Origin of the sequence: Actinokineospora spheciospongiae, assembly GCF_003182415.1 — a bacterium.
Lineage (GTDB): Bacteria > Actinomycetota > Actinomycetes > Mycobacteriales > Pseudonocardiaceae > Actinokineospora > Actinokineospora spheciospongiae.
Window position 1 is genome coordinate 108,985 of sequence record NZ_QHCP01000001.1, and the last position, 17,430, is coordinate 126,414.

17 protein-coding genes are annotated in these 17,430 nt (G+C 74.1%); 9 read left to right on the top strand and 8 right to left on the bottom strand.

Annotated elements, in window-relative coordinates; all coding sequences use genetic code 11:
- Nucleotides 1–24: 24 nt before the first annotated feature.
- On the top strand, nt 25–3,135 hold the full coding sequence (locus DFQ13_RS00480; protein WP_110078378.1) for a CHAT domain-containing protein: 3,111 nt from the start codon (nt 25–27) through the stop codon (nt 3,133–3,135).
- 42 nt (nt 3,136–3,177) lie between these two features.
- Here the strand turns inward: DFQ13_RS00480 and DFQ13_RS00485 are convergent, their stop codons facing one another.
- Entirely contained in the window at nt 3,178–3,831 is a 654-nt protein-coding gene (locus tag DFQ13_RS00485; protein WP_035279142.1) for an FMN-dependent NADH-azoreductase, read from the bottom strand.
- Nucleotides 3,832–3,932: 101 nt separating this feature from the next.
- Here DFQ13_RS00485 and DFQ13_RS00490 point away from each other — a divergent pair, with 101 nt between their 5' ends.
- The gene (locus tag DFQ13_RS00490) at nt 3,933–4,418 is read left to right on the top strand and encodes a MarR family winged helix-turn-helix transcriptional regulator (RefSeq protein ID WP_110078379.1); all 486 of its coding nucleotides are present in this window, start codon (nt 3,933–3,935) and stop codon (nt 4,416–4,418) included.
- A gap of 893 nt (nt 4,419–5,311) precedes the next feature.
- Nucleotides 5,312–5,950, top strand: a complete 639-nt coding sequence (locus DFQ13_RS33435; RefSeq protein ID WP_181399832.1) for a hypothetical protein — start codon at nt 5,312–5,314, stop codon at nt 5,948–5,950.
- Nucleotides 5,951–5,995: 45 nt separating this feature from the next.
- Here the strand turns inward: DFQ13_RS33435 and DFQ13_RS00500 are convergent, their stop codons facing one another.
- From DFQ13_RS00500 to DFQ13_RS00510, 3 genes are all read right to left on the bottom strand, one after another.
- On the bottom strand, nt 5,996–7,120 hold the full coding sequence (locus DFQ13_RS00500) for a serine hydrolase domain-containing protein (protein ID WP_181399775.1): 1,125 nt from the start codon (nt 7,118–7,120) through the stop codon (nt 5,996–5,998).
- A gap of 79 nt (nt 7,121–7,199) precedes the next feature.
- The gene (locus DFQ13_RS00505; RefSeq protein ID WP_110078381.1) at nt 7,200–8,060 is read right to left on the bottom strand and encodes a DMT family transporter; all 861 of its coding nucleotides are present in this window, start codon (nt 8,058–8,060) and stop codon (nt 7,200–7,202) included.
- Between the two features lie 130 nt (nt 8,061–8,190).
- Complete coding sequence (locus DFQ13_RS00510; protein ID WP_110078382.1) at nt 8,191–8,682, bottom strand: SRPBCC family protein; 492 nt, start codon at nt 8,680–8,682, stop codon at nt 8,191–8,193.
- A 55-nt stretch (nt 8,683–8,737) separates the two neighbouring features.
- Between DFQ13_RS00510 and DFQ13_RS00515 the strand changes: the two genes are divergently transcribed.
- Both DFQ13_RS00515 and DFQ13_RS00520 read left to right on the top strand, forming a co-directional pair.
- Complete coding sequence (locus DFQ13_RS00515; RefSeq protein WP_110078383.1) at nt 8,738–9,763, top strand: LLM class flavin-dependent oxidoreductase; 1,026 nt, start codon at nt 8,738–8,740, stop codon at nt 9,761–9,763.
- Nucleotides 9,764–9,765: 2 nt separating this feature from the next.
- On the top strand, nt 9,766–10,332 hold the full coding sequence (locus DFQ13_RS00520; RefSeq protein ID WP_233427445.1) for a TetR/AcrR family transcriptional regulator: 567 nt from the start codon (nt 9,766–9,768) through the stop codon (nt 10,330–10,332).
- 36 nt (nt 10,333–10,368) lie between these two features.
- Here the strand turns inward: DFQ13_RS00520 and DFQ13_RS00525 are convergent, their stop codons facing one another.
- Both DFQ13_RS00525 and DFQ13_RS00530 read right to left on the bottom strand, forming a co-directional pair.
- Nucleotides 10,369–11,178: an LLM class flavin-dependent oxidoreductase gene (locus DFQ13_RS00525; RefSeq protein WP_233438206.1), complete on the bottom strand. Its 810-nt coding sequence runs from the start codon at nt 11,176–11,178 to the stop codon at nt 10,369–10,371.
- Between the two features lie 295 nt (nt 11,179–11,473).
- Nucleotides 11,474–11,773, bottom strand: a complete 300-nt coding sequence (locus DFQ13_RS00530; RefSeq protein WP_110078384.1) for a DUF1540 domain-containing protein — start codon at nt 11,771–11,773, stop codon at nt 11,474–11,476.
- 395 nt (nt 11,774–12,168) lie between these two features.
- Here DFQ13_RS00530 and DFQ13_RS00535 point away from each other — a divergent pair, with 395 nt between their 5' ends.
- Nucleotides 12,169–12,972, top strand: coding sequence for an isocitrate lyase/PEP mutase family protein (locus DFQ13_RS00535; RefSeq protein WP_035279129.1), 804 nt, complete (start codon nt 12,169–12,171; stop codon nt 12,970–12,972).
- 45 nt (nt 12,973–13,017) lie between these two features.
- Here the strand turns inward: DFQ13_RS00535 and DFQ13_RS00540 are convergent, their stop codons facing one another.
- Nucleotides 13,018–14,238 (bottom strand): alpha-amylase family glycosyl hydrolase, encoded by a 1,221-nt coding sequence (locus tag DFQ13_RS00540; protein ID WP_110078385.1) that lies wholly within the window; start codon nt 14,236–14,238, stop codon nt 13,018–13,020.
- A 160-nt stretch (nt 14,239–14,398) separates the two neighbouring features.
- Here DFQ13_RS00540 and DFQ13_RS00545 point away from each other — a divergent pair, with 160 nt between their 5' ends.
- Nucleotides 14,399–15,139, top strand: a complete 741-nt coding sequence (locus DFQ13_RS00545; protein ID WP_035279127.1) for an SDR family oxidoreductase — start codon at nt 14,399–14,401, stop codon at nt 15,137–15,139.
- Nucleotides 15,121–15,552 carry a hypothetical protein gene (locus DFQ13_RS00550; RefSeq protein WP_219994187.1) on the top strand — a complete coding sequence of 144 codons (432 nt, stop codon included), beginning with the start codon at nt 15,121–15,123 and terminating at the stop codon, nt 15,550–15,552. The genes DFQ13_RS00545 and DFQ13_RS00550 overlap by 19 nt, the downstream gene beginning before the upstream one ends.
- 198 nt (nt 15,553–15,750) lie before the next feature.
- Here the strand turns inward: DFQ13_RS00550 and DFQ13_RS00555 are convergent, their stop codons facing one another.
- Entirely contained in the window at nt 15,751–16,665 is a 915-nt protein-coding gene (locus tag DFQ13_RS00555; RefSeq protein ID WP_110078386.1) for an alpha/beta hydrolase family protein, read from the bottom strand.
- 138 nt (nt 16,666–16,803) lie between these two features.
- Between DFQ13_RS00555 and DFQ13_RS00560 the strand changes: the two genes are divergently transcribed.
- The gene (locus DFQ13_RS00560; RefSeq protein ID WP_110078387.1) at nt 16,804–17,397 is read left to right on the top strand and encodes a TetR/AcrR family transcriptional regulator; all 594 of its coding nucleotides are present in this window, start codon (nt 16,804–16,806) and stop codon (nt 17,395–17,397) included.
- Nucleotides 17,398–17,430 lie beyond the last annotated feature (33 nt).

The following is a 17,430-nucleotide window of genomic DNA, read 5'->3' on the forward strand; positions in this document are numbered from 1 at the left end:
CTAGGTCCCACGGGCGAGGGAATCGTGGACTTCGACGAGTTGCTGCGCCGGGTTGATGCCCGGGTGCGGCGCTACGACGGCCCGGACGACGCCGCGGTGGTGTTGGGTGCGGCGGTGGAGGCCGAGGCGGACGCGCTGTGGGGTGCGGCCCAGCCCGCGGACCCGGGTCGGGTGAGCGGGGTGGAGGAGGAGCGGCGGGCGGCGGCGAGCCTGGTGTTGGGGTGGTTGGCCTATTGCAGGCACACCGCTCTGGGGCCGGGGCTGCCTGCGGTGGTGGAGTTGGCCAGGGCGGTGTTGCGGTTGTCGCCGATCGCGTCCGCGGGTGCGACCGTTCCCGCCGCGCTGCGGTCGATGATCGGTGCGGAGGCGGATGCGCAGGTGCAGGCCGACACGGGGACCAGGTTGTTGTTGGCCACCGGACACACCGATGACCGGGGGGTTCTCCAGGCGGCTGTGGTGCTGCTCGGTTCGGCGTTGGGGCGGTTGCCCGCGGAGCACCCGGAGTGGGCGCGGTTCACGGCGAACTTCGGGTTGGCGTCGTTGCGGCTGTACGAGAGCCAGGGGTCCGTCGGGGACCTCGACCTCGCGGCGGAGGCGATCGAGGCGGCCGTGGCCGCCGACGGGGAGCACCCGGACCGGCCGGGGTGGCTGTCGAACCTGGCCCGCGTGCACCAGGCGCGTTACGGTCTGACGGGGGACACCGCCGAGCTGCACCGGCAGGTCGACGTGCTCGGGCAGGCGCTCGCCGGTGGGCACTTCGACGAGCCGGGTGTGCTGGGGATGCTGGGTGCGGCGCACCGGAACCTGTACTGGCGCGATCGGGAGCCGGCCGACCTGGACCGGGCGGTGGACAGCCACGAGCGGGCGGTGGCGTCCACACCGGACGGTGCGCCGCGGGTGGCGGAGCAGTGGGCCGCGTTGGGGGTGGTGCGCCTGGAGCGGTGGGAGCACACCGGGGTCGAGGCCGACCTCGACCGCGGGATCGAGGTGCTGGGGGCGGCGGTGGCCGCGGCGCCCGCCGGGCACCCGGACCGGCCGGGGTGGTTGTCCGGGTTGGGGGTCGCGCACCGCAAGCGGTACCGGTTGACGGGGGTGCCCGCGGACCTGGATCGGGCGGTGGAGCTGCTGGAGGGGGCGGTGGCGGCGTTGCCGCCCGGGCGGCGGGAGCGGCCGGGGTTGCTGTCGACCCTGGGGTCGGCCTACCGGGCGCGCTTCGACCGCGCCGGTGCGGTGGCCGACCTGGACCGGGGGGTGCGGTGCTTGGCGGCGGCGTCGGCGGAGACCCCGCCTTCGGGCGGTGGGCAGCCGGTGCTGCTGGCGGACTTGGCGGCGCTGCACGCGAGCCGGTTCGGGCACAGCGGGCAGGAGTCCGACGCCGCCGCGGCGATCCGGTTGCTGCACCTGGCGGCGTCGGCCGAGGAGCACCCGGCGCGGCCGGTGTTCCTGCGGGACCTGGCCGCCCAGTACGAGTCGCGGTACGCGCGGTCGGGCAGCGCCGCGGACCTGGATCGGGCGATCGCGCTGCTGCGGCAGGTGCTCGCGGTGATCCCGGTCGGGCACGGCGGGCGGGCGCCGGTGCTGGCCCGGTTGGGTCGGGCGTACCTGCGGGCGTTCGAGGCGGGGGACCACAGCGTGACCCCGGTGTTGCTGCGGGACCTGGCCGAGGGGGCGCGTGCGGCTGCCACCGGCACCCCGGCCGATCGGGTTCGCGCGCACCGGGCGGTGGGGGAGTTGGCCTACGCCATGGGTGATCACGAGGTCGCGGTGCGGTCGCTGGGGGCGGCGGTGGCCCTGTTGCCGTCGGTGGCTCCGGGGGGTGGTGGGCCGCGGGACCGGGAGCGCCTGCTGGGGGAGTGCGCCGGGGTGGTGTCGGAGGCGGTGGCGGCGCACTGCGAGGTGGGGGACGCGGCCGGTGCGGTGGAGGTGGCCGAGCACGGGCGTGGGGTCCTGCTGGCCGCCCGGCTGGGTGGTCGGTCGGAGTTGGCGGAGTTGGAGCGCGCGCACCCGGAGGTGGCCGAGCGCTTCCACCGCCTCCGGGACGACCTGGGGTTCGCGGAGTCGGCGGACCAGGTGGAGGGCCGCGGGCGGTTGTGGGCGCGGTACGAGGCGCTGTTGGCGGAGATCCGGCGGCACGAGGGCTTTTCCCGGTTCCTGCTCCCGCCGGGGTTGGCCGAGCTGCGCCCGGCGGGTGGGGTGGTCGTGCTGGTCAACGCGGGCAGCCGCCGCTGCGACGCGGTCCTGGTCGGGGCGGCGGGGGAGCCGGTGGTGGTGCGGCTGCCGGACCTGACCCGGGCTGAGGTGTCGGTGCGGGCGGCGGAACTGCTCGACGCGCACGGTCCGGGCAGGCAGGCGGTGATCAGCGCGCACCTGGCGTGGTTGTGGACCGCGGTCGTCGGCCCGGTCCTGGGTGCCCTGCCCGAGGGGGTGTCGCGGGTCTGGTGGTCGCCGACGGGTCTGCTCGGTCTGCTGCCGCTGCACGCCGCGGGCCCGCCGGGGGAGCCGGGTGCGTTGGAGCGCGTGGTCTCGTCGTACACGCCGACGCTGCGCGCCCTCGTCGACGCGCGCACCCGGCCCACCGCGACGGTGCGCGAGCAGGTGGTGGTGGCGCTCTCGCGCACCCCCGGTCTGCCGGACCTGCCCGGCGCCGACCCGCACCCGGACGCCCCGCACCTGCTCGACCGGGACGCGACCGCCGAGGGCGTGCTGGCCGCGTTGTCCGGTGCCACGTGGGCGCACCTGGCCTGCCACGCGGTCTGCGACCCGGAGGTCCCGGCGCGCAGCGGCCTGCGCCTGGCCGACGGCCCGCTGCCGGTGGCGGGGCTCACCGGGCTGCGCCCCGACGCCGAACTGGCCTACCTGGCGGCGTGTTCCACCGCCCCGGGCGGGCAGGCCGACGAGTCGGTCCACCTCGCCTCGGCGGTGGTGCTGGCCGGGTTCCGGCACGTCGTCGCCGGGCTGTGGCACCTCAACGACCAGGTCGCCACCTACGTCGCGCGGGCCTTCCACCACCACCTGCCCGACGGCCCGACCGCCGACGGCGCGGCCGAGGCGCTGCACGCGGTGACCAGGACCCTGCGGGGCAAGTACCCCAACCGCCCCGAGCTGTGGGCGGCATTGGTCCACAGTGGACCCTGACCGGCGCGCGGGGCACCCCGCGCGCCGGTCGGGCGGTGCCGGTCAGACGGAGGCGGCGGCGCGCTCGCCGAAGGACCTGCCGGTGGCGGTGGCCAGCTCGTGCGCGGCGGCCGCGGACTCCTTGGCCAGCGGGATCAGCTCGGCCATGGCCGGGTTGACCTCGGCCAGGGTCAGCTCGGCGGCCACCACGGTGACCTCCGCGCCCCAGACGTCGCGCAGGATGCGCACCAGGTACGGGGTGGCGTGGTCCCAGCCCGCGCGCGGGGTGCCCTCGCCGTAGCCGCCGCCGCGGGCGACTACCAGGGCGACGGACCTGCCCGCCAGCGGCTGGGTGCCCGGGCCGAAGCGCGGGTCGAGGATCAGCAGGTCGATCCACGCCTTGAGGTGCTGCGACACCCCGAAGTTGTACAGCGAGGTGGCGATGACCACCGCGTCGGCGGCGGCGAGCTGGTCGGCGCTCGCGGTCACCTCGGCGAGTGCGGCGGTCTGCTCGGCGGTGCGCTGGTCCTCCGGGGTCTGCCCGGCACCCAGGGCGGTGGCCCAGGTGCTCGCGCCGAGCGGGTCGGCCCCCAGGTCGCGCCGCACGACCTCGGCGCCGGGGTGCACCTCGCGCCAGCCCGCCTCCAGCGAGTCGGCGACGGCGCGGCTGACCGAGCCCTCCTGGCGGATGCTGCTGTCGAGCCGGAACAGGCCCATGTCCACTCCAAGGTTGCGATGCGGATTAGATGTTCTGTTTTACAGACTATCGTCTCCACAGACCATACCCTTCGGCGGGTCCCCTCCCGTAGGATGGGACCGTGCACACCCCCGCCGTCGAAGCCGATCTCGGCTGGGCTCTGGGCTCGGTCTTCCGCGGGTACCTGCGCGCCACCGGCGAAGCGCTGGCCGGGCTGCCCGGCGGCCCCCGCGGCTACCAGGTGCTGACCTCCGCCGAACAGGGCGAACCCTCCAGCCAACTGGCCCTGGCCCACCGGCTCGGCGTGGACCGCACGGTGATGACCTACCTGATCGACGACCTGGAGCGCTCCGGCCTCGTCGAGCGGCGACCCGACCCGGCCGACCGCCGGGCCCGCCTGCTCTCGGCCACCGAGGCGGGCCGGGCCCGCCTCGCCGAGGCAACCGAGGCGCTGCGCCGGGCGGAGGACCACGTGCTGGCCCCACTCAACCCCGCCGAACGCGACCAGTTGCGGGACCTGCTGCGCAAGCTCGCCACCGAGGCGCCCGGGGAGAACGCCTGCCGGGTCGTGGCCGACGTGGCCGCGCTGGAGGGCGGTTCCTGCTAGGTCGCGTCTTTCTCGGTGGTGCGCCGGGAGATCCGCTTGTGGTGCTCTTCGAGCCCGGTCTTGTGGGTGGTGCTCGGTCTTTGGTGCCTGCTTCAAGCGCCGGTCGTTTGTTGGTGGTGCCCGGCTGGGTGGATGTGTTTGGCCGGGGCCCCTATGGCGATCATGTGCTCCAGTGTGACCGGGTGGGGCTGAAAAGATGCCCCACCGCCCAGGCAGGCTGTCACATGATCGCCACCCCCGGCCAAACACATCCACCCACCCGGGCATGGCCGTAGCCGGGGCGGCGGTTTTCGGGGTGGCTGATTGGGCCGCTGCGCCGGTGGGGTTCGTGGTGGCTGGCTGGCTGGCGGTTGCGGGGTGGCCGGGTGGCCGGGTGGCTGGCCAAGCGCATCCACCCGCCCGGCAGGGCCGTAGCCGGGCCGCCGGTTCTCGTGGTGGCTGGCTGGCTGGCGGTTGCGGGGTGGCCGGGTGGCTGGCCGAGCGCATCCACCCGCCCGGCAGGGCCGTAGCCGGGCTGGCGGTTTTCGGGGTGGTCGGTTGGGCGAGCGCATCCATCCACCCGGGCGGTCGCTCGCCAGGCCGGCGGTTTGTTGGGTGGCTGGTTGTTGCTGCGCCCTTGGGGGTTCGGGTGGCCGGGTCGGTCTGTTTCGAACCTGTTGTGTGGGAACGTGTTCGGCCTCGATTGCCTCCCTGTCCGTGTCGGTTGGAGTGTTGCGGACGGGTGTTGCGTCCTTTTGGAACTGTCATGTCGGGTGCGGGGGTGGCGGTGCGGGTGGGTGGTCGGGGGATCACCAACCGGGCCGCTTTTCCGAAATCGAGGCGGGTTCGGTAACGCGTGGCGGGGGTTGCCGATGTAGGGGGGCATACACCGCACGTCCGTCTGGAGTGGTCACATGCAGAACCCATCGGCCGAGCAGGCCATGATGTCGGGCGAGGTGGCCGTGTCGGTCGCCGAGGAGCAGTACCGGGGTGTGCTCCCGCGCCGCCGGGCCGCCCGGTGGCGTGCGTTCTCCGGTTTCCGCCGCCCGGTTGTCGTCACGGGTCTGCTCGTTGCCGTGGTCGCCCTCGTCACCGCCTGTTCGGGTGGTGGCGACGCGCGTGGCGGCGGTGCGGCCGGGATTTCCGTGGCCACGTCGACCTCCGCCACGCCGACCACCACCACCACCACCACCGCAGCGCCCACGACAACCGCCACCACCACCACGGTGGCCCCGGTTCCCACGACCGTCGCCGCCCCGGTCGCCGTGCCCCCGGTGCAGCCGCCCGTGACGGTGGCCAAGCCCGCCACCACGACCAAGAAGCCCGCCACCACGACCAAGCGCACCACCGCGGCCGCGCCGCCGCCTGCCGAGAAGGCCGCTCCGGCGTCGAAATGCGACCCGAACTACAGCGGCTGCGTGCCGGTGGCCTCCGACGTCGACTGCGCGGGTGGCAGCGGCAACGGTCCGGCCTACGTGCAGGGACCGGTGCGGGTCACCGGGAGCGACATCTACGGGCTCGACAACGACAACGACGGCCTGGGCTGCGAATGACGGTCCCGGCGCCGACCGCCCGGGGCGGTCGGCGCCGGTCGTCGCTCACCCGCACAGGGCGTGGTTGACCAGGTCCCGCTGCGCCTGTGACGCGGCGGCGCTGTCGGCCACGACCGGGGTGTTGTTGATCGCGATCGACACCGCCCGCTCGCCGTCGCCCACGGTCAGCGTGGTGTAGCCGGCGATCTGTCCGGAGTGGCCCCAGACCTGGCCGCAGTCGGTGCTGTAGCGCTGCAGGCCCAGGCCGTAGTTGGGGAGGCCGGGGCCGGGTGCCACGTCGCGCATCTGCGTCAGCAGGGTGGGGGACACCAGTTCCCCGCTGAACAGGGCGTTGAGGAACGCGGTCAGGTCCTCCCCGGTGGAGACCAGTCCGCCCGCGGCGCCCCAGACGGCGGGCTCGTAGCCGGTGACGTCGGCGAAGGCCATGCCGCCCACCGACAGGTAGCCGTGGGAGGCGGGGGCGGGCAGCGCCTTCTGGCCCGGGGCGGGCAGGAACGTCGAGGGCATGCCGACCCGGTCCAGCACCTGTTCCTTGATGGCGGTGCGCAGGTCCTGGCCGGTCAGCTTCTCCACCAGCATGCCCAGCACCGTGTAGCCGGTGTTGGAGTACGCGCCGCCCTGGCCGGGGGCGAACTGCGCGCCCTTGCCGGTGCCCTCGTCCACCAGTCGCTGCGGGGTGGGTGGGGTGATCTGCCAGGTGGGGTTGAGCAGCAGCACGGCGGTCTGGAGGTAGTCGCCGCCGACGAAGCCGAGGTAGTCGGGGATGCCGGAGCGGTGTTCGAGCAGGTGCCGCACGGTGATCGCGTTCGGGTCGATGCCGGGGCCGTGCACGACGCCGGGCAGCACCTGCTCGATGGGCGCTTCCAGGTCGAGCCTGCCCTCGTCGACCAGTTGCAACAGAACGGTGGCGACGAACATCTTCGTCTGGCTGCCGACGCGGAAGCGGGTGTGCTCGTCGGGGGCGACCCCGGTCAGCACGGCGGTGCGGCCGCTGCCCCACCCGGCCACCGCGTCGCCGTCGCGGGTGGTGACCGCGGCGCCCACCGAACCGGTCGCCACGCGGTAGGCGTTGAGCCGGTCCTGCTCCTGCTCCGCGGCCTGGGCCCGGGCCGGGGTGGTCGAGGCGCCGATGAGGGCGCAGATCGCCGTGGTCACGAGCAGGCAGCGCACGTGGGGCCTCCCGAAGGGGTTTGCGAACACCAGTGTTCACAATCCTAGCGCGCGGGTGCTCCGGTTGTCACGGCACCGGTCACCCGGTGGCGGGGGAGGTCTCCGCGACGGCGGCGGGCACCACGTCGCGGGCGCGGGCCAGGCGGGTGACCCCGAAGGCGGCGAGCGCCGCGCAGGCCACCGCCAGCACCACCAGCAACCCGTTGGTCGCCAGCTCCTCGCCCAGGAACACCACGCCGATCGCGGTGGCGCTCGCCGGGTTGACCAGGTTCGTCACCGCCAGCGGGGCACCCAGCCCGGCGCGGTAGGACTGCTGGGTGAGCACGGTGGCCGCGATGGCGAACGCGACGATGGCCACGACCGTCAGCAGCGTGCCCAGGCGCAGCAGGACCCCCGGGCCCCCGCTCTCCAGGTTGCGCACCACGGTCTGGCACAGCGCCGAGCACACCGCGAACGCGATGCCGCCCGCGACCGCCTCCCACAGCGGCGAGGCCCCCGGCCTGCTGCCCTTGATGCCCAGCAGCGCGACCAGCACCGTCGTGGCCAGCAGCAGCCCGGACAGCTCCGCGTTGGTCAGCGTGTCCGAGCGGCCACCGGTGGTGATCAGCATGGTGAGCCCGGCGAGGCCGACCACGGTGGCGCCCATGCCGACCGCCTCCAGCCGGGTGACCCGCCGGTGGCCTGCCGCTGCCGTCAGCGGCACCGCGATGACCAGGGTGAGCACGCCCAGCGGCTGGATCAGCGACAGCGGCCCGAAGTTCAGCGACAGCACGTGCAGCCCGGCGCCCGCCACGTTGAGCAGTTGCGCCAGCCACCACACCGGCACCTTCAGCAGCTCCCGCACCGACAGGTGCGCAACCCGGGCCTGGATCAGCGCGGCCGAGGCGTAGACGACGGCGACCACGACGCACAGCGCGATCGTGATGAACAGGTCATTCATGAGTCGCGGCCGCCCCAGTCTCCCGCTCGGCCGACCCCCACGTCGACCCGATGTCGCTATCGACGGCCACAGTAACGCCTCACCCGCTGTGACCGGGCGATTCCGGCGCAACTCCCGGGTGGACGGTGCCTCAGCCGCCCAGCTCGGCGCGAATCCCGGCCAGGTTCGCGCGGATGCCCGCCTCCCACTCCGCGAGCCGGTGGGCGATGATCCTGCCCTCCTTGTCCGGCATCGAGGCGATGACCGCCGTCAGCCCCGACGGGTCCGGCCCCATCCGCCCCCACTGCCGCACCAGGACCGCCCCGCGCCCCGGGTCCACCTCGAAACCCCAGGTGGCGATCGTCGACCCGGCGGCGGTCACCCGCCAGACCCGCCGCCGCCCGTCCTCCACCTCCACGACCACCGACTCCGTGGACCACTCGCCCATCCGCGGGTGCCGGTTGTGCCCGACGAACCGGTTGCCCACCGCCACCCGGTCCGCGTCGCCCACCCAGGCCACCGACTGGAGTTCCGGGGAGTGGCGGGCGGGCAGGTCGATGTCGGTGACCAGCGCCCACGCGGCCTCCGGGGTGGTCTCGATCCGCTCGGTGACCTCGACGGTCGGGCAGTCCCGGTAGCGCACGCCACACCTCCAGTCGTTAATATGTCATAGAGCATAGTACGGCGGAGGGGTGCGGATGAAGGTCGGCGTGCTGGTCGAACCGAGGCTCCCCGGGGCCGCGGAGTTCGCGGTGGAGGCCGAACGCCTCGGGGTGGACTCCCTCTGGGTGGCCGAGGTGTGGGGCTACGACGCCCTGACCGGCCTGGCCTACCTCGCCGCCAAGACGGAGACGATCGGCCTGGGCACCTTCGTCGTGCAGTTGGGCTCGCGCAGCCCCGCCCTGCTCGCCACCTCCGCGCTGAGCCTGCAAGCCCTCTCCGGTGGCCGCTTCTCCCTCGGGGTGGGCGTGTCCGGCCCGCGGGTCATGGAGGGCTGGCACGGGGTGCCGTTCCGCAAACCCGTGCAGACCACCCGCGAGACCATCGAGATCATCCGCACCGTCAGCGGCGGCCACCGCCTCGAACACGCCGGTGAGGTCTACCCGCTGCCCCTGCCCGGCGGCCGGGGCAGACCCCTCACCCCCATGGTCGAACCCGCCCACGTGCCGGTCTACGTCGCCGCCATGGGCCCGGCCAACCTCCGCCTCACCGGCGAGGCCGCCGACGGCTGGCTCGGCAACGCGTTCATCCCCGAATCCGCCGAGGTCTTCCTCGACCCCCTGGCCGAGGGCGCCCGCGCCGCGGGCCGCTGCCTCGACGCGCTCGACCTGGTCGCCCCGGTCGCCGTCTCCTTCGCCGACACCGCCGAGCAGGCCGCGCAACTGGGCCGCAAGCACGCCAATGGCTACGCCTTCACCATCGGCGCCATGGGCTCGGGCCCGGACAACTACTACAACCGCGCCTTCGCCCGCCTGGGCTTCGCCGACGAGGTCGCCGAGGTCGCCGCCCTCTGGCAGCGGGGCAGGCGCGCCGAAGCCGCCGCCGCCGTCCCCCTGGAACTGGGCACCATGACCAACCTCATCGGCCTCCCCGACACCGTCGCCGACCGCGTCACCCGCTACCGCGACGCCGGGATCACCACCCTGCTGGCCAAGGTGGACGGAACCTTCGAGGAACAGGCCCGCACCCTCGCCACCCTCCTCGACATCACCGGCCGGAGCTGACCGTGTCCCCCCGAGGCACCCGCGACCGGATGATCGACAGCGCCATCGTCCTCATGCGCGAACGCGGCGCCGCCGCGGTGAGCATCGACGCCGTGCTGACCCACTCCGGGGCACCGCGCGGGTCGGTGTACCACCACTTCCCCGGCGGGCGCGACGAACTGATCCTCGCCGCCGGGCGGCGGGCGGCCGACGTCATCAGCGGGTTGATCTCGCAGGCCGCCGAGGCCGGGGACGCGCGGGCGGCGGTCGAGCGCATCGCGGCGTTCTGGAAGAAGGTGCTCGTCGCGGGCGGGTTCCGGGCCGGGTGCCCCATCGTGGCCCTGGCCGTGGACGCCCGGGCGGACCTGCCCGAGGCCGAGGCGGTGGTCCGGGAGGCGTTCGAGCGGTGGCAGGGGCTGCTGCGCGAGGCGATCGAGGCTGCCGGGGTGCGGACCGAGGAGGCCGACGAGCTGGCGGCGCTGGTGCTGGCGGCCATCGAGGGAGCGGTGGTGCTGTGCCGCGGCAAGCGGAGCGTGGAACCGCTCGACGTCGTCACCCGGCGGCTCGTGGGGTTGCTGCCAGAGGGGTGATCGGAGCTGTGGACACCCCAGGTCCCACGCGCGGGTTCAGCGGCAGGTCAGCCGCTCGAGCACGGGGGCGAACGCGTCGGTGTTGCTGCCGTGCACGGCGAAGTAGGTGACACCGAGCCGGTCACGGCGACGGAGCAGTTCATCGGCCGTGGCGACAGGGTCTCCCCGTAGCAGGGACAGCGAATCCCGGGCCGACAATTCGGCTGTCGACGCGCCGAGCAGGTTCTCGGCCCACGGCTCCAGGCGGTCCTCGACCGCGAACACGGTCATGGCGAACTCGACCGGGCGGGTGCCCGCCGCGGCACGGATCTCACGCACCAGCGCCGCCACCTCGTCGCGGGTGGCCAGGGCTGGAGCGGCGACCATGACGATGTCGGCGATCTCCGCTGCCAGCGCGCGAGCCCGGGGGCCCGCGGCGGGGATCATCACCGGAGTGTGTTCCTCGCCGTCCGACTCCCGCAGCGCGGCGACGGTGGCGGCCACCCGCTTCAACGCGCCGCCCTCGTGCGCGAGCCCCAGCTCCCGCGCTGCCGCGCGCGTCCCCGGGTTGCCGATCCCGATGCCGAACTCGAACCGCCGCCCGGTCAGCACCGACAGGCTGTGGGCCTCCCGTGCCGCCATGCGCGGCACGCGAAGCGCGCCGGACATCACCAGGGTGCCCAGCCGCAACCGCTGCGTGAGACCCGCGGCCATCCCCAGCGACACCGCGGGAGCAGGCATGTGCAGGTTGTCCGCGGTCAGCAGGGTGTCGTAGCCGAGGTCCTCCGCCCGGCGCACCACCGTCCGCCACTGCTGTGCGTCGCGGGGGTTGGCCACCATGCCGAACCGCAACCTGCCCTCTGCCACCGCAGTCCTTCCCCGTGTGGTCCGAACCCCGGACCGCACAGCGATCGAACGCCCGGACCGGTGAACGTGCAGCGGCGAACGTAGCGCCACAGCGCCGACACCACGACCGAATATCGCTCGAACCCACTGGGGCGTGTGCTTCGGTCGCCGGTGTTTTCGCGGGGTGGTCGCCGATTCGCTCGCGGAAGGCCCCGAGGGCGCTTGAGCGCCCGAGGAGCCCGCGCGGGGTCCTCGGGCGCTCGTCGGTGCGCAGGCCGCCCGGTCTGCGCTCGCCGACGCGGCTCCGGGCGGGTGTTCAGTTGGTGGTGTAGGTGAGGCAGTTGGCGTCGTGGGCGCCCTGGCCGGGGCCGACGCGGACACCGGAGGCGGTGCACTCCAGGTTGGCGTTGAACTTGCAGTCGACGCGGGAACAGGCCCCGACCTGGGCGACGACCTTGTCCAGGCCGCCCTTGCGGGCCAGCGGGACGAAGGTGCCGCAGTCGGCGGCGCCGTTGCTGCCGCCGACGGTGATGGCGAAGGCGTGGCAGCCGTCGTGGTTGTACGAGCAGCCGGTGACGGTGCACTCGTTGACGGCGGGCATCTCGGTGGTGGTCATGGCTTCTCCTGTGGTGGGAGTCGGCAGTCCTCGCGGTCTGGCCACCGGGTGGTTCGCCCGGCGGTGCTTCGACGGTCCCACCGGTCCCGGGAGGTCGCAACAGGGGGGCGATTAGGTGAGGCTAACCTAGAAACCGTTGTGCTGGGCCGGATTCGGTGTGTCGCAAGAGGATTGGAGAGGGGAGGGGCCGCCGAGGTGCGCCAGGGTTGACCCGTCCGTGGAGGGGGCGCGGGTGGGCTCCGCGCCGACCACGCGGCCTGCGGCGGGGCTGGGCGGCACCCGGTTGCGGCTAGGATCGGGCGCCGACGCGGAGGGCGGTGGCTCGGCCCACCCGCGCGCCCGGCCCGAGTCGGCTCGGGTCCCGATGACCTCCCCTACCCCGTGCTGGAGCAGACATGAGCGAGTGGCAGAACAAGGCGGCGGCGTTCCGGGCGCTGCACGACGACGGTGTGCTGGTGCTCCCCAACGCGTGGGACGCGGGCAGCGCCGTCGCCGTCGTGCGGGCCGGGGCGGCGGCCGTGGCGACCAGCAGTGCCGGGGTCTCGTGGTCGTTGGGCAGGCCGGACGGGCACGGGGTGAGCGGGGCGGACATGGTCGAGGCCGTGCGGCGCATCGCCGGGGCCGTCCAGGTCCCGGTCACCGCCGACGTCGAGGGCGGCTACGAGGACGTGGCCGCCACCGTGCGGGGCGTCGTCGACGCGGGTGCCGTGGGGGTGAACCTGGAGGACCCCCTCTCCGGCACCGAGCTGCGCGCCGCTGCCGCGCAGGCTGATCTGATCCGCGTCGCCCGTGCCGCGGGTGGGGCTGACCTGTGGATCAACGCCCGCACCGACGTGTACCTGCTCGGCATCGGCGAACCCGGCGGTCGGTTCGACGAGGTGGTCAGCCGGGGGCGGGTCTACGCCGACGCGGGGGCCGACTCGTTCTTCGTGCCGGGGTTGCTGGACCTGGAGGTGCTGGCGGCGCTCACCGCCGCGGTTCCGCTGCCGGTCAACGCACTCGCCGGACCCGGGGCCCCCGGCATCGCCGAGTTGGGCGCCGCGGGGGTGCGCCGGGTCAGCCTCGGCGCCGCTGTGAGCAAGGCCGTTTTCGGGTTGGTCCACCGGGCGACGCGGGAGGTGCTGGCCGAGGGGACCTACGGCGCGTTGGCGGATGCGATGGACTACGACGCGGTGAACGGGCTGTTCGACCGGTCGTGAGCCCGCCTGCTCGTGCGACCGGTGGGTTCGGGGCCCGGGCGCGGGTCAGCGTCGGGCGATGCGCCAGCCGAAGGGGCCGAGGTGGTCGGCGGGTTCGCCCGCCACGGCCTCGGTGCCCGCCGCCCTGACGGTGCCGGGGCCGTAGTTGAGGGTGACCACCAGGGTGTTGTCGCCGGAGGTGGATTCGTAGGTCAGGTGTTCGTGGGTGGTTTCGGTGATCCTGGTGCGGGCGGTGTGGAGCCAGGGGTGGCGCCTGCGCAGGCCGATGAGGTCCTGGTGCAGGCGCAGGACGGCCGGGTCGCTGCCGGGGAACGGGTCCTCGGGGGTGGCGGGGAACTCCGGGCGGATCGCGTCGTCGCCGCCGTGGCGGTCCTCTTTGACCGCGTGCAGGCCCAGTTCGTCGCCCGCGTAGACGGCGGGGGTGCCCGCGGTGGTGAACAGGACGACCAGGGCGTGGGGGAGGTGGTGTGGGTCGGTGAGCTTCGCGGCGATGCGGGTGACGTCGTGGTTGCCCACGAACGTCGCCGGGACGAAGGTGTCGAGGAAGCCGTCGTGGCGGGTCAGGGCCCAGGCCAGTTCGTGGGGGTTGCCGTCGTTGAGGCTCGACCACACCGCCTTCCACAGCTCGTACTGGGTGACGCTGTCCACTGTGGACTTTGTGGTGAAGTCGGCGTAGTCGCCGTGGATGACCTCGGCGACGAACCAGGCGCCGGGGTGGCGGGCGCGGACCCGGGGCAGCACGTCGGCCCAGAAGTCGGGGGGCGTGGCGTAGGCGGCGTCGAGGCGCCAGGCGTCGGCGCCCCGGTCCAGCCAGTGGGCCAGCACGGCGGTCACGTGGTCGCGGACCTCCGGGTTGGCGTGGTCGAGGGTCAGCAGGCCCTCGTGCCCCTCGAAGGTGTGCCCGGGCCGCAGCCACCCCGGGTGACCGAACCCCGGGCCCACGTGGTTGAACACCCCGTCGAGCAGGACCCGCAGACCGCGCTGCCGGGCCTCGGTGACCAGGGTGTCGAAGTCCTGGTCGTCGCCCAGGCGGGGGTCGACGCGGAAGTGGTCGGTGGTGTCGTAGCCGTGGCTGGTGGAGGCGAACACCGGGCCGAGGGCGATGCCGGAGGCGCCGAGGCGCACCGCGTGGTCCAGCCAGGGCAGCAGTCGCAGCAGCCGGTGCTCGTGCGGTCCCGGCGCCGGGTCGGCCGGGTACGCGCCGGTCATCCCCAGCGGGTACCCGTGCCACCAGATCGCGTGCCGCACCCAGTCCGGCTCACCCACGCCCGATCCCTCCCTCGACACCGCTGCGCGCCCAGCATCCCGCCCCGCCGGGGCCGCCGCCATCGCAACCGCCCCGCTGACCTGCCGGAAGCGCCCGGTGTCACATCCCGGCCGCCTGCCTCGTCCTGGGAGTGGAACTCGACGGACGGGAAGGTGCGACATGCGGATCGCGGTGGCGGGTGGAACGGGGGCCGTCGGTGCCCCGGTGGTCGAGGCGGCGCGGGCGGCGGGGCACGAGCCGGTGGTGATCGCCCGGTCGGCCGGGGTGGACCTGGTGACCGGGGAAGGGCTGGCGGCGGCCCTGGACGGGGTCGAGGCGGTGATCGACGTCAGCAGCGTGACCACCACCAGCGCCGCGGAGTCGGTGGCGTTCTTCGAGCAGGCCACCACGCGGCTGCTGCGGGCCGGGGCCGACGCCGGGGTGCGCCACCACGTGGTGCTCTCCATCGTCGGCTGCGACCGGGTGGACCTGGGCTACTACCTGGGCAAGCGGCGGCAGGAGGAGCTGGTGCTGGCCGGGCCGGTGCCCGCCACCGTCCTGCGCGCCACCCAGTTCCACGAGTTCGCCGAGCAGGTGCTGCGCCGCACCGCGTTCGGGCCGGTGGTGCTGGCCCCGCGGATGCGCAGCAAGCCGATCGCCGCCAGGGAGGTCGCGGCGGCGCTGGTGGCGGCGGCCGAGGCCGAACCGGTGGGGCGGGCACCGGACCTGGCGGGACCGCAGGAGCGGGACGTGCCCGCGATGATCCGGCAGGTGCAACGCGCTCGCGGCGGGCACCGGCTCGTGCTGTCCATCCGGCCCCCGGGCAAGCTCGGCGCCCAGTTGTCCGGCGGCGGCCTCCTGCCCACCGGGCCCGGCCCGCTCGGGGTGGAGACCTTCGACGAGTGGCTGGCGCGCTCGTGACCGCCACCGCCCAACGCGTCCTGCTGCTGGTGCTCGCGGTCGTGGCGGCGTTCATCGGCGGGTGGGCCTACTTCGCCGCGGAGGGCTGGTACGCGACGTTCCCCGGGTTGGGGATGAGCTGGCTGCCCCGGCTGGGCCCCTACAACCAGCACCTGGTCAAGGACGTCGGCTCCTTCTACCTCGGGTTCGCGGCCCTGAGCCTCGCCGCCGCGTGGCGACCGCGCACCACCGCCCTGGTCGCTGCGACGGGGCTGGCGTGGGTGGTGTTCAGCGTGCCGCACCTGGTCTACCACGTCCAGCACCTGGACATGTACGACGGTGTGGACCGGGTGTTGAACGTGGTGAGCCTGAGCGCGTTCGTCGTCGCCGGTGCCCTGCTCCTGGTGCGGCCCCGGCCCGAGCCCGACCGCTGAGGGCGGGCCGTCGACCGGTCAGGCCGACGCGGTGACGAGTTCGGCGGCGGCCCAGCGGGCCACACCGGTGGGGTACGGCGAGGCTGTCCACCGAGTGGTCCCGGTGGTCGACCTGCATGGGGGCGGTCATGATGCCGAAGCTGGGCGTGGTGTCGCGGGGCCTTTCCGGTGTTCTGGGATGTCGGGTTTCCCGGGGCGTCACTTGGATTCGACCCGGCCCAGGGGATCGGTGCTCTCCGCCAGCTCGGCGCGCGCCGCGGCGAAGCCGGTGTCCCCGGGGTACAGCGCGCTGCGGAGGAAAGCGGAGGTGAGCCGCTGGATCAGCGCGACCCGCTCGGGGCTCTCGTCGGTCGTCTCCGTGGCGGCGTAGCCGGTGATGCCACCGAGGGAGTGCTCGGCCCCGAACAGGGTGAGCAGGCTCTTGGGCCCCGGGCTCAGGGAGTACGGGTCGGTGAACCACTCCGGCCCCCGGGTGGTCAGGGCGGACTGGTCCGCGTCCCCGGCGACCACCAGGGCGGGCGTGGTCATGCCCGCGAAGCCCGGGTTCATGAAGGGGAACTGCTCGGCGGCGAACGGTGCCAGGTCGGCGCCCCCCGTGCCCGGCGCGGCGAGCAGCACACCGGCCGTGATCCGCGGGTCGGACAGGTCCTCGCCCGGCACGCCGTCGGCGTCGAGGACCCGCGCGCCCAGCAGCGTGCTCGCCGTCTGGGCGCCCCAGGAGTGCCCGGCGGCGGCGACGCGGCTCCGGTCGAGGCGCCCGGCGAGGCCGGGGACGGCGGCTTCGACGACGTCCAACTGGTCGACGACCCGGGTCAGGTCCTCGACCCGGGTGCGCCAGATGTCGGGGTGGCGGGGGTCGTCGGGTGCGAGGTCCAGCGTCCGCGAGTCGAGGTGGGTGGGCTGGACGACCACGAACCCGTGGGCGGCCCAGAAGTCGACCAATGGGGCGTAGCCGTCCAACGACTCGCCGAAGCCGTGCGAGAAGACGATGACGGGCAGTCCGTCGCCGGTCGCCGGGGCCGACACCCGCACGTGCAGGTCGGTGCCGCGGCCCGGGGCCGCCAGCGCCACCGGGCGCAGCGAGAGGACGGGTGTGCTGACGAGGTCGTGCACGGGATCTCCTTGACGGGTGGGGGTGAGTGGTGACGGGACGGGCGGTCTGACATGATGGCCAAACGGATCGCTGTTCCACTACTGAACATACGGATCAATGTTCCGTTTGGCAAGCCGAGTGATGGGGGCGACAGGTCAGTGGCCGACACCGACAGCGGACCGGGCTCGTCCGCGCCCAGGAAGCGGGCCGATGCCCGGCGCAACGAGCAGGCGCTGCTGGAAGCGGCCGCCGCGACGTTCGTCGCCTCCGGCGTCGACGCGCCCGTGCGCGACATCGCCGCCGCGGCGGGCGTCGGCATCGCCACGATCTACCGGCACTTCCCGACGCGGGCCGACCTCGTCGTCGCCGTCTACCGCCACCAGGTCGAAGCGTGCGCCGCGGCGGCACCCGACCTGCTCGCGACCAGCGGCTCACCGCACACCGCCCTGGTCGGGTGGATCGATCTCTTCGTCGACTTCCTGGTCACCAAGCACGGCCTCGCCGAAGCGCTGCGGTCCGACGACCCCACCTCCACGACCCTGCACGCCCACTTCCTCGACCGCCTCGTGCCCGTCTGCGCCGGACTGCTCGACGCCGCGGCCGGGGCGGGCGAGATCCGCTCCGACATCCAGGCCCTGGAGCTGATGTTCGGCGTCGGCAACCTCTGCATCGGCGCGGGCAAGGACCCCCGGTACGACGCCCGTCGCATGGTCGGGGTCCTCCTGGCCGGGCTGCGCCTGCCCCGGGGGTGATGGCCCGGGTGTCGGTGGTGGGCTCTAGCCTGG